Genomic DNA, 20616 nt, shown 5'->3' with positions numbered 1-20616 from the left:
TGAGATCCTGTCCCCAGGGTGTCCTGATCCGGGCGCGGCCGTTCGTCAGTAGGTCAGAGCGGGATGACCCCGCGGAGACGAGGAGTAGGCAATGAGTCACTACCTGCTGTCGGTCTATGAGGCGGAGAACCGGGTCGAGGGCGCCGCGCCGTCGACGCCCGAAGACATGCAAGCCTTCATGCGCCGGGTGATCGCGCTCGAGGAGGAGATGGACAAGGCGGGCGCGTTCGTGTTCGGCGGCGCCCTGCACGGCCCCGACGCGGCCACCGTGGTGCGCGGAGGCACAGGCCTCGACAAGGTCACCACCGACGGACCCTTTGCCGAGGGCAAGGAACACATCGGCGGCTTCTACATCATCGACGCCGAGGACCTCGACGAGGCGCTGGAGTGGGCGAACAAAGTCGTCGAGGCCATCAACCACGCGATCGAGGTCCGGCCGTTCCGCGCCACCGGGCGGCTACAGGACGGTCGGTGAAGGACATTGACGGAACGGTAGATGGACGACGTCGAGCGAGCCTTCCGCGAGGCACACGGCCAAGCCGTGGCCACCCTGACCCGTATTTTCGGTGACATCGCGCTGGCCGAGGACGCCGTACAAAACGCCTTCGTGACCGCTGTCCAGCGGTGGCCGCGCGACGGTGTGCCTGACAACCCGCCCGGCTGGATCGTCACCACCGCGCGCAACCGAGCCGTGGACGCTGTCCGACGCGGCCGACGCGGCCGCGAACTCGCCGAGCAGGTCGCGTTCGACCATCGGCGGCGGCAGGAGTCCACCGTCCGATCCGAGGATGCGGAGCTCATGCGTGACGACCAGCTGCGACTCATCTTCACCTGCTGCCACCCAGCCATCCGCACCGAGCACCAGGTGGCGCTGACCTTGCGCCTGATCGCCGGACTCACCCCCGCGGAGGTGGCCGCGGCGTTCCTGGTGAGCGAGGAGACGATGGCGAAGCGACTGGTGCGGGCGAAGTACAAGATCAAGTCCGCGCACATCCCCTACCGGGTTCCCGACGAGGCCGAACTTCCGGACCGCCTTCGCGCGGTGCTCTCGGTGCTGTACCTGATCTACAACGCCGGAGCCGACGACATCCGGAACCGCCGGGACTTGTGCACCGAGGCGATCCGGCTGGCGCGTGTGCTGGTGGACCTGATGCCCGACGAGCCAGAGGCGGTTGGTCTGCTGGCTCTCATGCTGCTCAACGAGGCGAGAATGCCGGCACGCGGTCGCGGTGACGACGTAGTACTGCTGCAGTACCAGGACAGGTCGCTCTGGAACCGCTCGCTGATTGCCGAGGGCCACGAACTCGTCCTTGGCTGCCTTCGGAGTCACCGCCCGGGGCCGTTTCAGCTCCAGGCGGCGATCCAGGGCATCCACTGCGCGGCCCCGCACTACCGCGACACTGACTGGCGCACGATCGTTCGGTTCTACGACCGGCTGCTGGCCGTCATGCCGACACCGGTGATCGTGCTCAACCGCGCAGTCGCGCAGGCGGAGAGCCAAGGGCCGGTGACCGGCCTGGCCATGCTGGACGAGATCGCCGGCCAGCTCGCCGAGTACCACCTGCTGCACGCCTCGCGCGGCTCCATGCTGGAACGCGTCGGCCGACGGAAGGACGTCGCCGACGCCTAGGCCCTCGCGGAGACCCTCGCGGCAGAACTGGCCAGAACCCAGCCCGAGATCCAGTTCCTCCGCCGGCGAAGCGAAGCCCTCGAGCGTGAGGTTTGAACCCTCGTTAGAGCTCGGTTGCGAGGAAAGGCCAAGCCCGCTCGGAAGCAGCGACCACTCGCTAGCTTCCGTGGAATCGGCCGGCTACTCGTCGTGACCGTCATGGGCTGTCAGCGTCGAGGCGGGACTTTCGGCCCTACTGCTGGGGTCCGCATCCGCCGATGGTTGATGGGTGAACGAGAACTGCGTCTCGTCCACTGTCTGGAGACCGTGATGACCACCACCCAGTTCGACCAGTCCCGCCTCGAGATTCTGAGTCCGCCGGAATGCCTGCGGCTGCTGAGCTCAGTTCCGCTCGGCAGGCTGGTCTACACACTCGGTGGTCTCCCGGCGATCAGGCTGGTCAACTTCGTGCTGGACGACGACACCATCGTGGTGAACACCGGACCGGGGCAGAAGCTCCGCGCGGCGGAGCGCGGTGACGTGGTGGCCTTCGAGGCCGACGACGTCGATCTCGATCGACAGCTCGGCTGGACCGTCACCGCCATCGGCCACCTGTCCGTGGTCTCGGCGGATGAGGCCGACTCGCTGCGCCGTTCGCTCCCGCTGCACTCCTGGCTCCCGATGGACGATCCGCAGCTGATCCGTCTGGGGATCGAGTCGGTGCACGGACGCCGGCTCCTCCCCTGGGCCCGGCGTCCACACGCCGGCGCCACCTAGACCCCAAGTCTGGTTCCCATCACCAACGACTTTCCGTAGTCTGAGGCCGTGCCTGAGGGTTCGAGTGCGGAGCGAGGACGCTGGGACGAGGGGGCGCTGGAGTTCGCCGGACTCTCCCGGGTGCGTCTCGATGCGCTACTGCAGGAACTGCTCGGCCGGGTCGACGAGATCATGGACTCCCAGGAGCGGCTTCGTGCGCTCCTCGACGCAGTCGTCGGGATCGGCGCCGACCTCGATCTGAACAGCACCCTCGACCGGATCGTCACCGCCGCCTGCGAGCTGGCCGATGCCCGGTACGGCGCACTCGGTGTGGTCGGCCCGGACGGCAAACGGCTCGTCCGCTTCATCACCCACGGTGTCACCGACGAGGAGATCGCGGCCATCGGCCCGTACCCCGAGGGGCACGGGATCCTCGGCCTGCTGATCGACCACCCCGAGCCCATTCGGCTGACCGACCTCGCCGAGCATCCGCGGTCGTACGGATTCCCGGTGAACCACCCTCCGATGAAGTCGTTCCTCGGCGTACCGATCCGGATCAGGGAGCACGCCTACGGCAACCTGTACCTGACCGAGAAGACTGGTGGCGCCGACTTCACCGAGGACGACGAACGCACGGTCACGGCGCTCGCGGTCGCGGCCGGCGTGGTGATCGACAACGCCAGGCTGTACGCCGACACCGAGCAGCGCCGGCGGTGGCACGAGGTCACCGCCGAGATCACCCAGCTGATGCTCGGTGATTTCGATGCCGACCAGGCACTCCTCCTGATCGCGCAGCGGTCACGCGAGGTATCCGGCGCACAGGTCACGGCAGTACTGCTGGCCGAGGACTCGGAGCTGGTCGTCAGTGCCGTCGACGGTCCGCCCGAGTTCGGTCACTTCCTCGGACGTCGCATCCCGGCCGACCTGCCTCTGCTCGGTCGCGCGATAGCCGGTGGCGAACAGGTCGTGATCGAGGACCTGGCCCGGCTCCTCAAGGACGCCGGAGTGCTGACCGAGTTCCCGGAGGGCACGAACCTTGGCCGTACGACGATGGTGCCACTGCCCGCCGGCAGTACCGGAACCGGCGGACTCCTCGTGGTCGCCGCGGAGCAGGGCGCTGACAGCCGGGTCTCCGAGGGCGCCGACCTGATCCGGATGTTCGCCGGCCAGGCCACCCTGGCCCTGGAACGTGCCCAGGCACAGCGTGACCGGGACATGATTCTGGTGCTCGAGGACCGCGATCGGATCGCGAGGGACCTGCACGACCTGGTGATCCAGCGACTCTTCGCGACCGGGCTGCAGCTCCAGGGCATGCACCGGCTGGCTCGTCCCGAGCATCAGCAGCGGCTCAGCCGAGCGGTCGACGACATCGACACGACCATCCACGACCTTCGGGCCGCGATCTTCGAGCTCCAGCAGACGCCCGACAGCAGTTCGCTCCGGGGGGATGTCCAGGCGCTGGTCACGGAGTACGCCGAGCCGCTCGGGTTCCGGCCCCGGCTGGTCTGCACCGGCCCGATCGACACCGTCGTACCGGCCACCGTCCGGCCACAGATCCTTGCGACCGTTCGGGAGTCGCTGTCCAACGTCGTCCGCCACGCGGGGGCCTCTCAGGTCACCGTGGAGTTGTCGGTCGACTCCGAGCACGTTGTCGCCAGGATCTCCGACGATGGCGTCGGCATCGGGCCGCGCCGGCGCTCCAGCGGGCTGCGCAACCTCACCGAACGCGCCCAGGCGCTCGGCGGAGGCGTTCAGATCACCGAGAACCAGCCCCACGGGACCATCGTGGAGTTCACGGCGCCGATCACCGGCAACTGACGGCCGAACGGCCTCCCCGAGTCAGGACTCTTGCCCGCAGCGGGACCGTACTCCCACCGGCCACGCTGAAGGAGAACCAGTGGGAGGAGATTCCGGTGTCTGACCAGCAGCTGTCGGCGGAACACATCGACGTCCTGCTCGCGGCGGCCGTCGCCGCACCGAGCATGCACAACACCCAGCCGTGGCGGTTCGAGGTGGGAGGGCACGTCATCGACCTGTTCCTCGACGGCTCGCGCACGTTGCCGGCAGAGGACCCGACGGGGCGGGCCATGCGGATCGCGGCCGGCGCGGCAACCTACAACCTGCGCTGCGCCGCCGAGTCGCTCGGCTACGGGACCTGGCTCGGCCTGGCGCCGTACCCGGACGAGCCCGACCTGCTGGCGCGGATCGTTGTCGAACCCACCAGCACGCCGGACGACGAGCGGCGTGACCTCGCGCAGCAGATCCCCAGGCGCCACACCGATCGCAACCCGTCCGGCGCGCAGCCGCTGCCGGAGGGCATCAAGGTCGCACTGTTGCAGGCCGCGTACGCCGAAGGGGCCGAGCTGACCTGGCTCGGCGAACCCGAAGTCCGCGCCGTACTCGACATGGTCCTGGACACCGATCTTCGCGAAGTCCACGAGTGGCATCGCCGCGCCGAACGCGCGCACTGGGTCGGCGGTGACCGCACCACCGAAGGCATCCCGAGCACGGCGCTCGGGCCGCGGTCCGCCCGCTACCCGGCAGCCGTTCGGGACATGGCGACCCGGCCGCTCGACCGGATGCGAGCGGAGACGACGTTCGAGGAGCACCCGGACCTGGCCATCCTGTCCACGGAACGCGATGAGCCTGCGGACCAGGTCGCGGCAGGGCTGGCCCTCGAACGAGTGCTGCTGACCGCGACCCGTGAAGGCTTCACCGCGTCGTTCCTGAACCAGCCCCTGGAGTTCGACGACCTGCGCCGTGCGGTGCAGCGACTGACTCAGCGGCCGGGACACGCGCACATGATCATCCGCTTCTCCCACAGCCGGCCCGGCAACGGAACCGGCCGGCGACCGGTCTCGGAGTTCCTTCGCCCCAAGGACGAGTCATGACCAGCTCGTTGCAGCAGGAGATCGCGCGCTGGGAGGCCGAGCTCGACCGCATCGCGGAGAACAGCGTGTCCGACGGCTGGGATCCGGGCGAGCGCCGGTTGGCGGAATCCCAGCACACCATCGCCGCCTATCGTGGACACGTCCTCCCCAGCTTCACCAGCGAGCGGCTGTACGACGCGATCGTCGCCGACGAACTCACCCACCTCGTCGAGCGTCTGGAAGACCTCCGCAACGACCTCTTCCGGATCACCGACGACGACCGTGACACGCACCAACTGATCGCCGAGACATTGGCCTCAGTCCGCACGCTGGCCCACCTCGCCATCCGATTCGACCAAGCCGTCGAGGCCGCGGACCTACCCCGCGTCCACTGACCACTCTGACGAGCCGTCGGCGCGCATGCACGAACGCTGACAGGGCCGTCGGCACCGCACGTGCGGGACCTTCGCCCCTGCGCTCGCGGTGCCTTGTCCCGGCATGGTGGTTGCATGGTTGAGAAGAGAGTTGTCGTAGGCATCGACGATGCGGGCGACAGCGAGAGCGCGATCCGCTGGGGCGCGGTCGAAGCGGCGGCTCGCGGTGTCGGTCTGCATCTTGTCCATGCGTTTGTGTGGGCGGAGTTCCGGGTGCCGCTGGGACCAAGCGATGTCGCCCCGGGGCTTCGCGCCGCCGCCGACAAGATCGTTGCCGAGGCGCTGGACCTGGCGCGCACCTTCGAGCCTCGCGTATCAGTCACGGCCGACAGGGTCGACGGCTTCGCCTCGCCTGTGCTGCTGGCGGAATCCCGGAACGCCGAGCTGATCGTGATCGGCAGCCGCGACGCCGGCCGGACACTCGGCCTGCTGGTCGGCTCCACCGGACTGGAACTCGCTGCCCACGCGCACTGCCCGGTGATCGTCGTACGGCCCGCGGAAGACGCAGTGGTCGGCAACCGCGTGGTGATCGGGTACGACGGCTCTCCCGCCGCGGACGCCGCGGTCGACTTCGGCCTGCAGTACGCCGATCGCCACGGACTCGTCGCCCGGATCGTCACGGTTCTGCCGGAGGGCGAGGACGACGTCGCGACGCCCCTGCAGAGCTTGCGGACGGCTGAGGTCGTCCAGGTGACCGGCCACCCGGCCGAGCTGCTGCTCGAATGGTCTGCCGACGCCCAACTCCTGGTCGTCGGTTCGCGCGGTCGCGGCGGTTTCGCGGGTCTTCTGCTCGGCTCGGTGAGCCAGACCGTGCTGCACCAGGCTGCTTGCCCGGTTGCTGTGATACCCACCTCGGCACTCGACAGTCATCGGACCCGCTGACCCAGGTCGTTCGGCACTGACCCGGACGTTCGGTTGCTGATGTCCTGGAAAGGACCCGGAGGAGGTCTCGATGTCCAAGAAGGTATTGGTTGCCTACGCCACCAAGATGGGCGCGACCGCAGGCATCGCCGAGGCGATCGGCACCGAACTGCGGGCGCACGGCCACCAGGTCGACGTCCTCGACGTCACGTCCGTCCAAACCGTCGAGCCGTACGACGTCGTGGTCCTAGGCAGCGCCATCTACATCCGGCGCTGGCGGCGCGAGGCGGTGCAGTTCTTGCGGAGGAACCGCGATGAGCTCCGCGAGCGGGGGGTCTGGCTCTTCCACAGCGGCCCGGTCGGTCCCGACAAGGACCAGCCTCAGGAGATGCCTCCCGTCGTCCGACGACTCGCTCGTGAGATCGGAGCCACTCCCGCTATGACGTTCGCCGGCCGACTCGAACCAGCCACCGCCAAGGGCTTCCTCGCCCGCCGCCTGGCCGCCGGCAACATGGCCGCCGACTCGCGCGACTGGGACAAGATCCGCGCCTGGTCCGCCGACATCAGCGCCGCCATCTCCGCCACCCAACCAAGCACCAGGCACCGCCCCACATCCCCGGCCGGCCACTTCCTCGGCTGACAGCCAGCTCGGAGGTGATGTCGCTACGACTTGGGCTGGTTCTTCGCGTGTTCGATGGCGAAGACGGCGGCTTCGGTGCGGCGTTCCACGTTGAGTTTGCGGAGGAGGGACGAGACGTAGTTCTTGACTGTCTTTTCGGCCAGGTAGAGCGATTGCGCGATCTGGCGGTTGGTCTTGCCGAGGGCGATCTCGGCAAGGATCTTGCGTTCCTGCTCGGTGAGCGCGGCGTACCGGGGATCCTCCTCCACCACCGGGTGCCGCAGACGCTCCAGGACCTTCTGGGTCATGGCGGGGTCGAGCAAGGACTCCCCCGCGGCCAGGCGGCGGATCGCCCCGACCAGGTCGCTGGCGTGCACCTGCTTCAGCAGATAACCGGCGGCCCCGGCCATGATCGCCGTGAACAGTGCCTCGTCGTCGGAGTACGACGTGAGCATCAGGCAAGCCGGCGGGTTGTCCATCGTGGAGCGGATCTCGCGGCAGACGGAGACGCCGTCGCCGTCGGGCAGCCGGACGTCCAGGAGGGCGACATCCGGCTGAACGGCCGGGATGCGCGCGAGTGCCTCCGCGGCGGTCGAAGCGTCACCCACCACCTCGATGTCCGGCTCGTCCTCGAGCAGCTGGTGCAGCCCCAGCCGGACCACCTCGTGGTCGTCCAGCAGAAAGACCCTGATCGTCATCGCAGCTCCTTCGAATTGACCCGCCGTACGCTCTGGTCGGCGAACTCGCCTCCAGCATCCACCCCCGCCACGCTACGTAGCAGGGGCAACTGTCCCGCCCCACGCAGGACTTTTGACCTGTTCGGTCGAGGCGAGAAGGCGACCGCCGGCCTGCCACCGCAGGCCCTCGTCCCCTGCAGCTCTCGCCACCCGCCTGGTTGCCTGGGAGGGTAGAACGAAAGGGAGGCGGGAGTCCGATGGACATCGGGTCGCAGAACGTGGAGGTGCCAGGTGACCTCGGCACTCGGGTCAAGCATCGTCGGCTCGAGTTGGGGCTGAGTACGGCGGAGGTCGCCGAGCGCACCGGTATGGGCACGCGCCGTATCGAGCGCATCGAAACACGGCCGGTGGCGCTCACCGGTGGTGAGCTCCTCAGGCTGTCGCGCGCCCTCGACACCACCATCAGCGGATTGTTCGCACCGCACCGGAGCCGGCCGACGCAACCGTCGGTTCTGACGCCGGAGCCGGAACTGGAACCGATGCGCCGAGACGAGTGCATCAAGCTGATCGAGGCCGGTGTCGTCGGACGGATCGCGTTCAATCAAGCCGACGACCTCCTCGTGATCCCCGTCAACTACTGCTATGTGAACGAGCTGATCGTCTTCCGCACAGCCGCCGACAGCGCGGTCGCTCAGTACGACCTGGCGCCCGTCGCGTTCGAGATCGACGCCATCGACGAGGGTCTTCGGGACGGCTGGAGCGTCCTGGTGAACGGCACGGTCCGGCCGGCCACCGGCCAGGAGATCGAGGTCGCCCTCGGCCGTGTCGAGCCCTGGGCCGGCGGCACCCGCGAGACCTACATCGCCATCGAGCCCCGCCGCATCTCCGGCCGGCGCATCCGCTCCTGGTGATCACGCCGCGGTCGCCGAGCAGCGGGGTGCAGACGGCCGAGTTCCTCGCCCCAGCGGCGCGCGCGTTCGAGCTCGACCTCGCGGATCGGTCCGGTCGACTCGTCCACGAAGAAGCTCGCGGACCCGAGGAGCACTCGGAAGCCCAACCGGCGCAGCACCTTGGCAGCCGATCTCGCGGCCGAGCCGGGGAGCCGGCGGACCTTGGCGATGCGTGTGTCGAACGTTGCGACGTCGACCTGGGTGCGACGGCGTCCTGAGCTGGACGTCGTGTCCGCGGTCAGCATGTCCAGCCACTCGCGGATTCCGGTCTCTGTCGGCATCACCACGGTGTGCTGGTTCCTGGCCTCCTGGCGTGTGGATGCGCGGCTCATCGAGAACGCGTGTGTCGGTCCGCCGACGACCAGCAGGCGGACGTCACCGGGGATCACCGTCGGCGCCTGGTAAGCCGGCACCATGTCGGTGGGAATGCTCTGCCGCAGACCCGCGCAGATCGCGGACGCGATCCGCGCGGTGTTGCCGTACATGGACTCGTAAACGACGAGTGCACGTGTGGTGTCGGACATGATCGACCTCCTGCGGTGTCAGTACGTCGGAACGACCAGCTCGCCGGCCCGGGCGTCGCGGAGGTGCTCCGATTCTTCGTGCTCGGTGGCGGTCACGTGGTGTGGCACGATCGCGACCGGGCAGGTCATCGCGGAAACCGAGCGGCGCGCCACCGGGTCGACCGGCAACGGACCGGTGTGTGAGCCGACCACGACCAGGCCGACCTCGCTGCTCTCGTGCACCAGCGCTGCGGCCGGCTGGCGGCTGCTGAGGAACCGGGTCACTCTCACGTTCGGGAACCTGCCCGTCCACGGCGCGAGGGTTTCGGACAACAGGTGGTCAGCGCGGCTGATCCACGAGTGGTCCGGATCCTCGTCGTTCCACGCGTGCTCGGAGGGCAGACCGGCGTGGACGACGATCAGGTCGCCTTCCCGCCCGGCCGCGGTGCCGATCGCGAACTCCAGTGCCTCGTCGGACAGCGCCGTACCGTCGATGCCGACGGCAACCTTGCGATCCATCAGACCCGGCTTCCACGACGCCGGTACGACGACCACCGGGCAGCCGGCGCGGCTCGCCAGCGTGAGGTTGGTGTGGGCATGCATGAGCCGCTGCGGCCCACGACTGCGTGATCGGCCGACCACCAGCATCCTCGCGTTCCGTGCGGCCTGGGCGAGGACCCGGACCCGCGAACCCTCGCCGGCAACGGCGGCCAGCTCGGTCGCAGAGCCGTCCTGATGCCGCACATGTGCAACAGCCGCTCGCAGCGCGTCGTCTGCGCGCTCGGCCGGCGCCTTCGGCGAAGACCCCGGCATCATCGGCGAGACCGAGGCATGCGCCGAGTACGGCGCAACCAGCACGAGCTCAGCAGCACACCGAAGCGCCTCCGCGGACGCGTAGTCCACGATCCGCAGATTCTCCGCGCTGCCGTCGACCTCGACCACAACCGGGCCGGTCCTGTTCCAGGTACTCATTTTCTCCTACCTCTCTGTCACTACAGGCCTGGGGCCGGAACTACGACCAACGAGCACGGGCGTAGGACAGGACGACTCAGGCGGCACGGGCCTTGTGGTCACCGCAGCCACGGGTAGCGGCGGACGATATCGAGCTTGCCCCACCATCCGCCGAAGCCCCACACGTTGCCAGCGGCAACGAGCGCGAGGACGACGAGCGTGATGGCGCCGAGGATGTGCTCGTCCAGGACCGGGTTGTTCTCCGGCGGCAGGTTCGCCGACCACATCATCAGGTACAGCAGCGAACCGCTGACAGCCGCGATCCGCATCCCGATGCCCAGCGTCAGCGCGAGGCCGATGCCGGCCAGGCCGACCATGAACAGCGGAGTCACCCACCAGTCACCGACCAGGGACTGGTAGAAGTCGGCCAGCGGGCCGCTGGTGCCTTTGCCCAGGAATCCGGCGGTCGGGTTGCCACCGTCGATCCAGCCCTTGCCGGACGGAGTGGCGTAGCCCAGACCGAACAGCTTGTCGAAGAACGGCCACAGGAACGTCAGGCCGAAGGCAATCCGAAGTACCGCGAGCGCACGGCCCGCAGCTGTGGTGACGATCAGGTGGCGATCGCCGTCGGGCTCCATTGTCGGAGCCGGTAGGTCGCGGCGGTGCGGCGTGGTGGTCATCGTCTTTCCTTTCGTTGGATTCGACACTTCGATCGTCTGCCCGCTCCCCCCACGGCGGTCAGAGCCGTCGCACCTCACCACCGCGAGCCGAAAGTCCCTCCAAGCCGGGACCCATGCCGCTGGCAACCGCTCCGTACTGTCCACACGCTGGGAGAACACGAGACCTGGGCCGGAACGGACACGAGATGAACGCGACATCCACCCTGACCAAGGACGAGGTGGCGATCCTGCTCACTGCAGCGACGCACGCCCCGTCCATCCACAACACGCAGCCGTGGCGGTTCGAGATCCACGGTCCGGTAGTCGACGTGCTGCTCGATCGAGAGCGCACGCTGCCCGTCGCGGATGCGGCCGGTCGCGCGGCGCGGATCGGGATCGGCGCTGCCGTCTTCAACCTGCGGATCGCAGCGGCGATGCTCGGCCACGAATCGCGGCTGGCACCTGACCCCGACCCCCACCACCCGGACGTGGTGGCGCGGATCTTCCTGGCCGACCGCAAGACCCCAGTGCCAGAACTGGGCCGTCTGTACGGCGAGCTGCGTCGCAGGCACACCTATCGCGGGCCCATGCTCGATCAGGTCATCGCACCGCGGGTGCTGGCACGACTCGACGAGGCCGCACAGGCCGAGCGCGCGACTCTGCGCTGGCTCGACGCAGACGAGGCATCCCAGCTCGGCGAGTTGCTCCGGCGTGTCGATGACACAGAGCTGCACGACGAGGACCGCCTGCACGAGCGGCTCCGCTGGATCGGCGGAGACCGATCATCCGACGGCGTCGAGGAGAGCGCGCTCGGCCCACTACCGATTCGACCGGCGTTCGTCCGTGACCTGTCCACGGGCTTCGGCAGTACGCACCGCAGTCAGGCCGTCTTCGAGCAACGGCCGAACCTCGCGGTCCTGTGCACGCCGCAAGAAGACGCGGCCGCCTGGCTGCGAGCCGGCCTGGCCCTGGAGCGCGTGCTGCTCGTCGCCACCTCCTACGATCTCGCCGCGTCATTCCTCCATCAACTGCTCGAGCACAACACGGCGCGCGCCGCGGTACGCGAGCTCCTCGGCGACCGCTCGTGGCCGCAGGTGGTGATGCGCATCGGCTACCCGGCTCACTCCGGGCACAGTACGTCGCGCCGCGACTGGCGCGAGTCCTTCGACCGATGGTTCTGACAACCGAACGAGCAGACTCATCAGGTCGCTGGTCGGCCCGTACGTCGAAGCTCACATCTGCTCGTCCGGCCGGCCGGTTCAGTTCTGAAGGACGCCGGCTCTGGATGGTGTGCTGATGACGATTGCCGGGAAGGTCAGCGGCCTCGCCTCGACCACGTAGAGCTGGCCGGATACCCCGTCCTTGGCCCAGTCGAGCTCCATCCGCCGCTTGAAGTGCGCGTCGGCGAGGACGGACCACTGCGCAAGAACCTGCAACTCGTCGTCGGACAGAACCAGCCCGCTCCGCTCCTGCGGTGTGGTCGGAATCGGCCGCGTGGCGCGGCGTCCGGCGTACACGGTCTTGGTCTGCTTGGCGCCGCGGTGCCTGATGATCATCGGATGGCTGCCCGGGTGGATCGAGTACTGGTCGGGATCGTCGGCAGCAGGTTCGCCCAGACCCCACGCGGCGCGAATGCGCACGAACGTGCTCTCGCCGTGGACCGTACCCGAGCCGCCACGGTCGGACCGCACCATCAGCTGGACCGTGACCGGCATGGCCGCAGTCAGGTGGTCGGGTCCGCACAGCTCGCGGTTGCCGACCGCCGCAGCACTGAAGAGGTCCGCGAAGCATCGCCGGCACGCGGCGAGCACATCGGCTCCGGTGTTCAGATGAAGGAAGAGCGCGTCTCGTGTCCCCTCCTGCGGGGTGATCGGGCTGCAGCGAACGGCGACCTCCGTGCCGTCGCCACCCAGCTCCTCGTAGGCGGCGAGAATGTCGTCGGCCAAGGCGGGCGGCAACGATGTGGCACAGAAGGCCGTGCGAATCGCGGCCGCGACTACCCTCAGGTCCCGCCCCGCCCGGTATCTGCGGATCTCACGCGCGATCACCGGACCGAGCCGCCCCTCGCGCACGAACTCCTCGTACGCCGCCGCGGTCACCACGAAGCCGGCCGGAACCCGGATGCCATCCCGCGACAGCTCTGCCAGCCGAGAATTCTTCACACCGACCTCAGTAGGGTCGGTCGCGGCGTCGTCCTGAAGACGAACGATCCTGTCGGTGCTCATCAGGTACCGCCTCCACCTCGACTTCTCTAACTGCTCACTTCCCTGTACTTCCACACTGGTTGACGCGCCGCAGTGTGTTCAGAGCCGAAAGTCCCGTCTTCGGGACAACTCCGCCCCGCCGTTCGGGATGAAAGCGAACTGAAAGCGAGGTCGGGAAGACTCGTCGCTTCGATCGGTTCGACCTTGGAGTTGTCGATGAAGCGAGCCAAGCGGATCAGCGCACCTGCATGGACAGTCCGGTTCCGGAGGAGCATTGCCGCACTGGCAGCCGGGGCGGCCCTGAGCATTGCCTCCGTCGGAGTAGCTCCGGCCACGGCGGCCACCGTCGCGGAGCCGGCAGGGCACCATCCTGTTCCGGTTGTCTACGACAGTGACTTGGACTTCGATGACGCGTCGACGCTGGCGTTCCTCTGTCAGGCGCACAAGCAAGGCCGGATCGAACTGCGCGCCGTCACCGTGGTGAACAACGGCATCGGTACGGCAGGTCGCTCGTTGACGCATGCGCGGACGATTCTCCGGAAGTGCGGTCTGCCGCGCGTTCCGGTAGCTGACGGTTCACCGACCGGTGTGCACCTGGCACCGCCAGAGGCGAGGGAGACATTCGAGCGCGTCCTGACCGGAGCGCTCGACGACGCGGACCAACCTGACCAACCGTCCTCGGTGACAGCGGCACAACTGATCGCCACGTCGGTCCTGAGCTCGCGTGAGCCCGTGACAATGCTGGCTACCGGCCCGCTCAGCAACGTGGCCGCGGCGTTGCGCGAACACCGAGGTGTCGCGCAGAAGATCGCCTCGCTCTACGTGATGGGCGGAGCGTTCGACGTACCGGGCAATCTCTTCGGTTCGACCACCGGTGGGTTCGACAACACCCAGGAGGTCAACCTCTGGATCGACCCGAACGCGGCCGGCTTCGTGTTCCGGACGATGCCTGCCGGCCGGGTCCGGATCGTTCCGCTGGACGCCACGAACCACGTGATGATCACTCAGGCGTACGTCGATCGGCTCGGCGCCTCGGCCGACACCGCGGAGGCGCGGCTTGTCCACGCGATCCTCACGCAACCGGACCTGCCTCCGCTGATCGAGCTCGACATCATGTTCTGGTGGGACGCGCTCGCGGCCACATCACTCGTGCTGGGGCCGTGCGACGACCTCGTCCAGTACCGGTCACGACGTGTCTCCGTGGTCCTCGACGGCGCTTCGTCGGGCCGTACGATCGTCACATCGGACGGCACGCCGCAACTGGTCGGATACGCCGCCGACGGTGCACGGTTCGAAGGCACGTTCACGTCAGTCCTCAACGGCGGCCGGCGCTGAACGAAGTACAGCGTTCGATGCTTGAGGCAAATGGCCGCGCGACGCCCAGCTACACCAGCTGTTCGACTGTCAAATCGACCTACATACTTGGGTTTACAGCGTTGTAAATCAACGTATACCGTTGGGTCTCTCATTCGCGGGTAGATCGTCGTAGACCATCCGGCAGGGTCGCGGCGAGTCCGAGGAGGCGTGGCGTGAGCGGTCGAACGGGTACACGGTTGGTCGTCGCGTTGGCCGCGTGCGCGGTCGCCTTGCTGTCGACCGTCGGGTCAAGTGCGGCAGCAGTACAGCGGCAGGTGCCAGCGCCGGTATACGGTCCGAGTGCGGCCGACCCAGGTCTGTTGCGGGTAGGCAGCCACTACTACGCCTTCATGACCGGCGGTCCTCTGGGCGAGGTCGCACGATCCAACACACCCGGCGGGCCGTGGACAGCCCAACCGAACGCGCTGAGCGGTTGGGGAGCCTGGGCGGCCGGCACGGGCGCGGTCTGGGCTCCGGATGCTTGGCAGACCTCCGCCGGCTGGGTGTTGTACTACGCGGCGCAGGCGAAGGGCTTCGCCGGACAACGGTGCATCGGGACGGCAATAGCCGACGATCCCGGCGGCCCCTACACACCGACCGACGCTCCACTGATCTGCCCCATCCTCGGCGGCGAGGACCCGGCCGCGGATCGCCCCGATCCGACCGCCGGAGTGATCGACCCGAGTCCTTTCCAGGATTCCGACGGTCGGCGCTACCTGCTGTACAAGACACAGAAGACGCCCGGCACCATCCGCATGTTCCCGCTGTCGGCAGACGGCCTGCACAGCCGAGGCGAGCTCAGCCACGAACTGGTGCAGCACGCAGACAGCATCGAGAACCCGGTGATGGTCAAGCGCGGCGACCAGTACGTCCTCCTGGCATCGGCGAACTGGTTCGACCAGTGCCGCTACTCGACCGTGTGGCGGCGGTCGACCGATCCCTGGTCGTTCGCGGACAAGCAAGAGCATGTGCTGTTGGATCAAGCCAGCACCGGCCTGTGCGGCCCCGGCGGAGCCGACGTCGTGACCGGTGGCGGCGGCCCGGACCTGATCTACCTCCACGGTTGGGTGTGCACATCAGATGATCAGCCGTGCCAGTACGACGGCGTGGTCACCGACCCGAACAAGAGGCGCGTCATGTACGCCGCGAGACTCGTATGGGGTCAGGACGGCGCCACACCAACTGTCCCCGCATTCCTCCCACCCGCCTCGCCGGGACAGGTAGGTCGATCTCGGCGCCCGGCCGACAACTGGCGGTGATGACCTACTTCGCCGTGCTTCGCACACGCGCCCAGCGACAACCGGCGGTGTTTTCATGGTGGTGTGGAGCACGATCAGGACGAGGTCCTCGAAGTCGGGAAGGCTTCGGGACGTGGGCGCCGAAGGGCCGGATGGATTCTGGTCCTGGTGGTGCTGACCCTGATCGTCCTCCACGCCTCGACGGATCGTTCGCACCGTCAGGCCGTGCCGGGTCCCAGCCCGTCCGATCTGATCAGCACGATCCCGGACGGGCGGACGGCGCACGCATGGCCGACGGCACCCGGCGCCTGCGGAGCGGACACGCTGCTGCCGATCGTGTCGAGTGCACCACCCGCGGAGCGCACCGGAATCCAGGTGCTGCTCGGCGGAGACCGGCTCCGACTCGTCGACTTCGACAGCGGCCGCGCGACGACCTTGCCTGACGCGGTCGTCCGTCCGGGCGAGTACGCCGCTGTCCTGGCCGGCGATCCGGTCACGGCGTACGCGACGACCGAATCGTGCGACGAGTCGGCTCCGTATGCCATGTTGCGCATCAGCGTCGATCACCGGGTGAGCGTCATCCGCCCACTCGGTCCCACCGAGTCACCGCTGACGGATGGCAACCGGGTATGGATCGCTTCCTTCGCCAGTGGCATAGACAACCCCTACGCGACGATCGCTCCGGTCGCTGGCGGGCAGCCGGTACAGCTGCCGCACGGCTTCTACGCATCCGCAATCGTGGGCGACACGATCGTCGGCCAGATGCAGCCCGATCCGGGGATCTCACCGACCTGGCTCTCGCTCGTCGACGCACGCACCGGTCGCTTGCAAGCCAAGCTCGAACAACACGTGGCGCCGCTCGCGGTCGGCGCAGGCCAAGTCCTCTGGACCAGTGGCTGTGACGACGACGCGTCATCGTGCACGCTGCGCCGCCGGTCGACCGCCGGAGGGGAGACCCTCGGGTCCCCTCTCCCCCGCCCCGCCTGCTGCGGCGTCGTCAGCCCTGACGGCACGAGGGTCGCCTTCCTGATCGAACGAGCAACGACAGACTCACAGTTCGACGGCCACCCGCTCCCACCCGTGGACATCGCGATCATGCGGCTCGACACCGGCCGGCTGGAGATCGTGCCCGGAATCGAACTGCCCGCCAAGTCTCAACCCGGTCTGGCATTCACCGGGCGTGGAGACTGGCTCGTGATCGCCCTCAACGCGGGATCCCGCACCCGGCTACTCGCCTGGCACCCCGGACTCCGGCAGCCCTACGAGACAACCCCACTCCCGGGCCCCGTCCACGACCCACCAACCCTCGTCATCACCAACCGCTGACCACGTCTGAGCGTGAGCGCCCTGACGCAGGAACTGGTCGTGTCGAGCAGTCGCCGGTTAGCAGCTCAGCTTGACGTCCACCCCACATCCATCCACTTGGAGCTTTGGCCAGCTGGCTGAGAGCAGCTTCTTCTCCGCGATCCTGTCGCGCTGCTGGATCAGCGGTAGGGGATGTTTTCCTGTTCGAGGATGCCGACGAAGGCGTTTGTGGCTTGCTGGAACAGTTCGATGCCGCTGAAGCCTCCGGCCGGGCCGGCGACGCTGAGGTGAGGTTCCATCGAGAAGAACCCGTCGAAGCCGTCCTCCTTCAGCGCGCGCATCGTCTCGACGACGCCGCCGTCGCCGGCGCCCGCCACCACTACGCGCTTGTCGGCCAACAGGGCGTCCTTGATCTGCACGTACTCCAGATGTGGCCGCAACAGCTCGAAGGCTTCCGGGAAGGGAGAGATCCCGCACTGGACGAAGTTCGCCGCATCCCAGGCGATCTTCAGATTCGGCGAGCCGACGGACTCGATGATGTCGAGGCAGCGTTCCGGCAGATCGCCGTAGATCTTCTTCTCGTTCTCGTGCAACAGGATCACGTCCCGCCCCGCCGCCCGCTCTGCGAGTGTCGACAGCCGCCGCAGTACCTCGTCACGGTGCTGCTTGGGTTCGTCGCCGTCTGGATAGTAGAAGGAGAAGATCCGGATGTACGGCGCCCCGAGCACCTGCGCCACGTGCAGGGCCCTGTCGAACCGGCGCAAGTGCTCGTCGAAATCGTCGGCGACCGAGATCTTGCCGATCGGCGAGCCGATCGAGGACGTCTGGATGGCGCTGTCGCGCAACTGCGCGGCCACGGCGGCCAGTTGTTCGTCGTCCAGGTCGAGCACATTCGTGTTCCAGGCGCTGCGGACCTCGATGTGGGCGATGCCCAAGCCGTTCAGTACCTCACACTGCACCGGGAGCTCAGGTGAGATCTCATCGGCGAAACCGGACAGTGTCCACATGTCAGTCTCCGCTCAGCTCGACCGACGCTCCGGCCTTCGAGGATTCGTAGACGGACAGGATGAACTCCAGTGCCCGGCGGCCGTCCTGCCCTGAGCTCAGCAGCGGCGTACCCGACTTGATCGCACTGATCAGATCCACCATCTGGCGGCGATGTCCCTCGTGCTTGATGGCGGTGGGATCGGAGGCGGCCGATGTCGCCGCGATGCCCTCGGACGAGGTCGACTTACGGTTGCCATAGGCACCGGTCTCCCCCTTCTCATCCTTCAGTTCCTTCATCACGATGGTCCCGTCGTCGATCACGACGGAGCCCTCCGTACCGCAGATCTCCAGTCGCTCCGGCAGCCCCGGGTACATCGTGGTGCTCGCATGCACCGTGCCGACGGCACCGCTGGCGAAGCGCACGAGTGCCGCAGCGTCGTCCTCGACCTCGATGTCGTGCGCGAGGGTGTTCGCCTGGGCGACCAGGCTCTTCACCGGACCCATCAGCCACAGCAGCAGGTCGACGTAGTGCACACCCTGGTTCATCAGGCTGCCACCGCCGTCGAGCTTCCAGGTGCCTCGCCAGTCGGCGCCGTCGTAGTAGCCCTGCGTGCGATACCACTTCGTCGACGCCGTCCCGACCACGAGTCGGCCGAGCCGTCCCGAATCGATCAGGCCACGCACTTCCTGCAGCCCGTCGTCGAAGCGGTGCTGGGAGATCACGCTGAGCTGGACGCCGGCGTCGGCGCAGGCGGTGATCAGCCTGTCCGCCATCTCCAGCGAGACGTCGATGGGCTTCTCCACGAGCACGTGCTTGCCCGCCTGCGCCGCGGCGATGCCGATCTCGGCGTGCAGGCCGCTCGGTGTGGTGACGCAGACGACGTGGATGTCGTCGCGGGCCAGCAGGTCATCGAGGCTTTCGAAGCTCTGTACGCCGAACTCCGCCGCGAGAGCGTCGGCACGCTCACCGATCACGTCGTTGACGCCGATCAGCTTCGCGCCGGGAATCTCGCTCAACGCGTTGGCATGCCAGCGGCTGATCACACCGCATCCGACGATGCCGAAGCCGAGAATGTCGTCACTCATACCTGAGGGCCTTTCGCTGGTTCGGTTTTCAGGATCTCGATGTTGCGGAAGCTCTCCGCGAACGCAACGCCGATCTTCGCACCCGCCGCGCGCAACGCCGGCCCGGGCCGGTCGTCGAAGCTCCAGGCGGGCTTGCCGGTCTTGCCACCGAGTTGGCTCGTGTGGCACTTGATCGCGCGGGCCTTGAGTTCCACGACGTCGGTCACATCGATGATCCGGTCGGCGTCGCCGTTGGCCGGGATCCAGACATCGTTGACCCGGTGCGGCTCGAACCCCTCGTCGAGCAGGTCCGTGTAGGCGCGCGGGCTACTGGCTTCCGGGTACGTCGCGATCAGCGTCGCCTCAGCAGCCGCCATGTGATCCGCGTGGGACAGCGAGATCGGCATGTCCAGGACGCGGAACGGCGCCATCGTGAGGATGAGCTGGGGCTTGTAGCGCCGAATCTCGCGGACGATGTCGTGGCGGAGATCCTCGGTCACTTCCAGCGTGCCGTTCTTCCGCCCCAGGTACCTGACCTCCTTGACGCCGAGCACGTCCGCGGCGGCCCGCTGCTCCGCCGCACGGATCGCGGTCAGCTCGGCGTCGGTCATCGACGGGTCCGTGCCGCCGCGGCTGCCGTCCGTGCAGCACACGTAGTTCACCTCTGCTCCGCGCCGGGTCAGCGCGGCGACGGTGCCGCCGAACTGGAACTCGGCGTCGTCGGGATGGGCGAAGACGGCGAGGACGCGCTGGTAATCCTTGAAATACATCGGTCTCCTCGAGAGTGCGTCGGCCGGGGATGGACCCGGCGGGGTTCAGACCTGCGGGCTGGGAGCCGGTTCGGAGGTCGTGATCTCGATGGTGCGAAAACTCTCGGCGAAGGCGACGCCGATCCTGGCCCCTGCGGCCCGCATCCTCGTGCCCATCCGGGCCTCGAAGGACCAGGCCGGTCTGCCCGTTTTGGCGCCGGCCTGGCTCTTGTGGCACAACCAGGCCCGTGCCTTCAGCTCGACCGTGTCCGTGACGTCGATGATGCGGTCGGCCTCGTTCACCGCGGGGATCCAGACGTCGTTCACGCTGTGCGGCTCGAACCCCTCGTCCAGCAACTCGGGATAGGCACGCGGGCTGTCGGCCTCGGGATACACCGCGATGAGCGTGGCCTCCGCCGCGTTCATGTGATCGGCGTGCGAGAGCCCGATGGGCGCGTCGAGCACGCGGAACGGCGAGAGCGTCAGAATCAGGTCAGGCTTGTGCCTGCGGATCTCCCGGACGATGTCCCGGCGCAGGTCCACGGTGACCTCCAGGGTGCCGTTCTTCCGGCCGAGGTACGTGACCTCCTTGACGCCGAGCAGATCGGCGGCGGCCCGCTGCTCCGCCGCACGGATCGCGGTCAGCTCGGCATCCGTCATCGCCGGATCGGTGCCGCCCCGGCTGCCGTCCGTACAGCACACGTAGTTGACCTCCGCGCCCTGCTGGACCAGCCGGGCGATCGTGCCGCCGAACTGCCCCTCGGCGTCGTCGGGATGGGCGAAGACCACCAGGACGTTGCGGTAATCCTTGAAGTACATGTCA

At 67.9% G+C, this 20616-nt stretch carries 22 protein-coding genes; 13 read left to right on the top strand and 9 right to left on the bottom strand.

Features of this window, described 5'->3' with window-relative positions; genetic code table 11:
• The first annotated feature begins 91 nt into the window (after positions 1 to 91).
• The 8 genes from ACGFH6_RS12305 (at position 92) to ACGFH6_RS12270 (ending at position 7170) form a co-directional block, all read left to right on the top strand.
• The gene (locus ACGFH6_RS12305; RefSeq protein WP_393382957.1) at positions 92 to 475 is read left to right on the top strand and encodes a YciI family protein; all 384 of its coding nucleotides are present in this window, start codon (positions 92 to 94) and stop codon (positions 473 to 475) included.
• 21 nt (positions 476 to 496) lie between these two features.
• Complete coding sequence (locus ACGFH6_RS12300) at positions 497 to 1630, top strand: RNA polymerase sigma factor (RefSeq protein ID WP_393382955.1); 1134 nt, start codon at positions 497 to 499, stop codon at positions 1628 to 1630.
• 309 nt (positions 1631 to 1939) lie between these two features.
• Positions 1940 to 2386 (top strand): pyridoxamine 5'-phosphate oxidase family protein, encoded by a 447-nt coding sequence (locus ACGFH6_RS12295; RefSeq protein WP_393382953.1) that lies wholly within the window; start codon positions 1940 to 1942, stop codon positions 2384 to 2386.
• Between the two features lie 48 nt (positions 2387 to 2434).
• The gene (locus tag ACGFH6_RS12290; RefSeq protein WP_393382951.1) at positions 2435 to 4183 is read left to right on the top strand and encodes a GAF domain-containing protein; all 1749 of its coding nucleotides are present in this window, start codon (positions 2435 to 2437) and stop codon (positions 4181 to 4183) included.
• 95 nt (positions 4184 to 4278) lie between these two features.
• The gene (locus tag ACGFH6_RS12285; protein ID WP_393382949.1) at positions 4279 to 5256 is read left to right on the top strand and encodes an Acg family FMN-binding oxidoreductase; all 978 of its coding nucleotides are present in this window, start codon (positions 4279 to 4281) and stop codon (positions 5254 to 5256) included.
• Positions 5253 to 5630, top strand: a complete 378-nt coding sequence (locus ACGFH6_RS12280) for a hypothetical protein (RefSeq protein WP_393382947.1) — start codon at positions 5253 to 5255, stop codon at positions 5628 to 5630. Before ACGFH6_RS12285 ends, ACGFH6_RS12280 begins: the two co-directional genes overlap by 4 nt.
• A gap of 114 nt (positions 5631 to 5744) precedes the next feature.
• Positions 5745 to 6551: a universal stress protein gene (locus tag ACGFH6_RS12275; RefSeq protein WP_393382945.1), complete on the top strand. Its 807-nt coding sequence runs from the start codon at positions 5745 to 5747 to the stop codon at positions 6549 to 6551.
• Between the two features lie 70 nt (positions 6552 to 6621).
• Positions 6622 to 7170, top strand: coding sequence for a flavodoxin domain-containing protein (locus ACGFH6_RS12270; protein ID WP_393382944.1), 549 nt, complete (start codon positions 6622 to 6624; stop codon positions 7168 to 7170).
• A gap of 23 nt (positions 7171 to 7193) precedes the next feature.
• Here ACGFH6_RS12270 and ACGFH6_RS12265 read toward each other — a convergent pair whose 3' ends face one another.
• Positions 7194 to 7847, bottom strand: a complete 654-nt coding sequence (locus ACGFH6_RS12265; protein WP_393382942.1) for a response regulator — start codon at positions 7845 to 7847, stop codon at positions 7194 to 7196.
• Positions 7848 to 8083: 236 nt separating this feature from the next.
• Between ACGFH6_RS12265 and ACGFH6_RS12260 the strand changes: the two genes are divergently transcribed.
• The gene (locus ACGFH6_RS12260; RefSeq protein WP_393382940.1) at positions 8084 to 8737 is read left to right on the top strand and encodes a helix-turn-helix domain-containing protein; all 654 of its coding nucleotides are present in this window, start codon (positions 8084 to 8086) and stop codon (positions 8735 to 8737) included.
• Here the strand turns inward: ACGFH6_RS12260 and ACGFH6_RS12255 are convergent.
• The 3 genes from ACGFH6_RS12255 to ACGFH6_RS12245 form a co-directional block, all read right to left on the bottom strand.
• Entirely contained in the window at positions 8683 to 9300 is a 618-nt protein-coding gene (locus ACGFH6_RS12255) for a flavodoxin family protein (protein ID WP_393382938.1), read from the bottom strand. The genes ACGFH6_RS12260 and ACGFH6_RS12255 overlap by 55 nt on opposite strands.
• 18 nt (positions 9301 to 9318) lie before the next feature.
• The gene (locus tag ACGFH6_RS12250; RefSeq protein WP_393382937.1) at positions 9319 to 10251 is read right to left on the bottom strand and encodes a universal stress protein; all 933 of its coding nucleotides are present in this window, start codon (positions 10249 to 10251) and stop codon (positions 9319 to 9321) included.
• A 98-nt stretch (positions 10252 to 10349) separates the two neighbouring features.
• A complete protein-coding gene (locus ACGFH6_RS12245; RefSeq protein ID WP_393382935.1) occupies positions 10350 to 10910 on the bottom strand; it encodes a hypothetical protein in 561 nt (186 codons plus the stop codon).
• A gap of 185 nt (positions 10911 to 11095) precedes the next feature.
• Here ACGFH6_RS12245 and ACGFH6_RS12240 point away from each other — a divergent pair, with 185 nt between their 5' ends.
• Positions 11096 to 12070 (top strand): Acg family FMN-binding oxidoreductase, encoded by a 975-nt coding sequence (locus ACGFH6_RS12240; RefSeq protein ID WP_393382934.1) that lies wholly within the window; start codon positions 11096 to 11098, stop codon positions 12068 to 12070.
• Positions 12071 to 12148: 78 nt separating this feature from the next.
• Here the strand turns inward: ACGFH6_RS12240 and ACGFH6_RS12235 are convergent, their stop codons facing one another.
• The gene (locus tag ACGFH6_RS12235) at positions 12149 to 13114 is read right to left on the bottom strand and encodes a PEP/pyruvate-binding domain-containing protein (protein ID WP_393382932.1); all 966 of its coding nucleotides are present in this window, start codon (positions 13112 to 13114) and stop codon (positions 12149 to 12151) included.
• A 195-nt stretch (positions 13115 to 13309) separates the two neighbouring features.
• On the opposite strand from ACGFH6_RS12235, the gene ACGFH6_RS12230 reads away from it, so the two are divergent.
• The 3 genes from ACGFH6_RS12230 (at position 13310) to ACGFH6_RS12220 (ending at position 17013) form a co-directional block, all read left to right on the top strand.
• Entirely contained in the window at positions 13310 to 14428 is a 1119-nt protein-coding gene (locus tag ACGFH6_RS12230) for a nucleoside hydrolase (protein WP_393382930.1), read from the top strand.
• 194 nt (positions 14429 to 14622) lie between these two features.
• Entirely contained in the window at positions 14623 to 15708 is a 1086-nt protein-coding gene (locus ACGFH6_RS12225; RefSeq protein WP_393382928.1) for a glycoside hydrolase family 43 protein, read from the top strand.
• 63 nt (positions 15709 to 15771) lie between these two features.
• Positions 15772 to 17013 carry a hypothetical protein gene (locus ACGFH6_RS12220; RefSeq protein ID WP_393382927.1) on the top strand — a complete coding sequence of 414 codons (1242 nt, stop codon included), beginning with the start codon at positions 15772 to 15774 and terminating at the stop codon, positions 17011 to 17013.
• A gap of 158 nt (positions 17014 to 17171) precedes the next feature.
• Here ACGFH6_RS12220 and ACGFH6_RS12215 read toward each other — a convergent pair whose 3' ends face one another.
• The 4 genes from ACGFH6_RS12215 to ACGFH6_RS12200 are packed head-to-tail and all read right to left on the bottom strand — an operon-like array spanning position 17172 to position 20612.
• Complete coding sequence (locus ACGFH6_RS12215; RefSeq protein ID WP_393382926.1) at positions 17172 to 17999, bottom strand: sugar phosphate isomerase/epimerase family protein; 828 nt, start codon at positions 17997 to 17999, stop codon at positions 17172 to 17174.
• 1 nt (position 18000) lies between these two features.
• Positions 18001 to 19065, bottom strand: a complete 1065-nt coding sequence (locus tag ACGFH6_RS12210) for a Gfo/Idh/MocA family protein (protein ID WP_393382924.1) — start codon at positions 19063 to 19065, stop codon at positions 18001 to 18003.
• Positions 19062 to 19814 (bottom strand): PIG-L deacetylase family protein, encoded by a 753-nt coding sequence (locus ACGFH6_RS12205; protein ID WP_393382922.1) that lies wholly within the window; start codon positions 19812 to 19814, stop codon positions 19062 to 19064. Before ACGFH6_RS12205 ends, ACGFH6_RS12210 begins: the two co-directional genes overlap by 4 nt.
• Positions 19815 to 19859: 45 nt before the next feature.
• Positions 19860 to 20612 carry a PIG-L deacetylase family protein gene (locus ACGFH6_RS12200; RefSeq protein ID WP_393382921.1) on the bottom strand — a complete coding sequence of 251 codons (753 nt, stop codon included), beginning with the start codon at positions 20610 to 20612 and terminating at the stop codon, positions 19860 to 19862.
• Between the last annotated feature and the right edge of the window lie 4 nt (positions 20613 to 20616).

Source organism: Kribbella sp. NPDC049227 (genome assembly GCF_043197265.1).
GTDB lineage: Bacteria > Actinomycetota > Actinomycetes > Propionibacteriales > Kribbellaceae > Kribbella.
The sequence above is the reverse complement of the archived record's forward strand: the minus strand, read 5'-3'. Positions and strand labels throughout refer to the sequence as shown.

Bases quoted from the DNA above. Each gene is read 5' to 3' on its own strand.
- ACGFH6_RS12305 (WP_393382957.1), top strand. From the start codon at position 92: ATGAGTCACTACCTGCTGTCGGTCTATGAGGCGGAGAACCGGGTCGAG.
- ACGFH6_RS12300 (WP_393382955.1), top strand. From the start codon at position 497: ATGGACGACGTCGAGCGAGCCTTCCGCGAGGCACACGGCCAAGCCGTG.
- ACGFH6_RS12295 (WP_393382953.1), top strand. From the start codon at position 1,940: ATGACCACCACCCAGTTCGACCAGTCCCGCCTCGAGATTCTGAGTCCG.
- ACGFH6_RS12280 (WP_393382947.1), top strand. From the start codon at position 5,253: ATGACCAGCTCGTTGCAGCAGGAGATCGCGCGCTGGGAGGCCGAGCTC.
- ACGFH6_RS12275 (WP_393382945.1), top strand. From the start codon at position 5,745: ATGGTTGAGAAGAGAGTTGTCGTAGGCATCGACGATGCGGGCGACAGC.
- ACGFH6_RS12270 (WP_393382944.1), top strand. From the start codon at position 6,622: ATGTCCAAGAAGGTATTGGTTGCCTACGCCACCAAGATGGGCGCGACC.
- ACGFH6_RS12265 (WP_393382942.1), bottom strand. From the start codon at position 7,847: ATGACGATCAGGGTCTTTCTGCTGGACGACCACGAGGTGGTCCGGCTG.
- ACGFH6_RS12260 (WP_393382940.1), top strand. From the start codon at position 8,084: ATGGACATCGGGTCGCAGAACGTGGAGGTGCCAGGTGACCTCGGCACT.
- ACGFH6_RS12255 (WP_393382938.1), bottom strand. From the start codon at position 9,300: ATGTCCGACACCACACGTGCACTCGTCGTTTACGAGTCCATGTACGGC.
- ACGFH6_RS12250 (WP_393382937.1), bottom strand. From the start codon at position 10,251: ATGAGTACCTGGAACAGGACCGGCCCGGTTGTGGTCGAGGTCGACGGC.
- ACGFH6_RS12245 (WP_393382935.1), bottom strand. From the start codon at position 10,910: ATGACCACCACGCCGCACCGCCGCGACCTACCGGCTCCGACAATGGAG.
- ACGFH6_RS12240 (WP_393382934.1), top strand. From the start codon at position 11,096: ATGAACGCGACATCCACCCTGACCAAGGACGAGGTGGCGATCCTGCTC.
- ACGFH6_RS12235 (WP_393382932.1), bottom strand. From the start codon at position 13,114: ATGAGCACCGACAGGATCGTTCGTCTTCAGGACGACGCCGCGACCGAC.
- ACGFH6_RS12230 (WP_393382930.1), top strand. From the start codon at position 13,310: ATGAAGCGAGCCAAGCGGATCAGCGCACCTGCATGGACAGTCCGGTTC.
- ACGFH6_RS12215 (WP_393382926.1), bottom strand. From the start codon at position 17,999: ATGTGGACACTGTCCGGTTTCGCCGATGAGATCTCACCTGAGCTCCCG.
- ACGFH6_RS12210 (WP_393382924.1), bottom strand. From the start codon at position 19,065: ATGAGTGACGACATTCTCGGCTTCGGCATCGTCGGATGCGGTGTGATC.
- ACGFH6_RS12205 (WP_393382922.1), bottom strand. From the start codon at position 19,814: ATGTATTTCAAGGATTACCAGCGCGTCCTCGCCGTCTTCGCCCATCCC.
- ACGFH6_RS12200 (WP_393382921.1), bottom strand. From the start codon at position 20,612: ATGTACTTCAAGGATTACCGCAACGTCCTGGTGGTCTTCGCCCATCCC.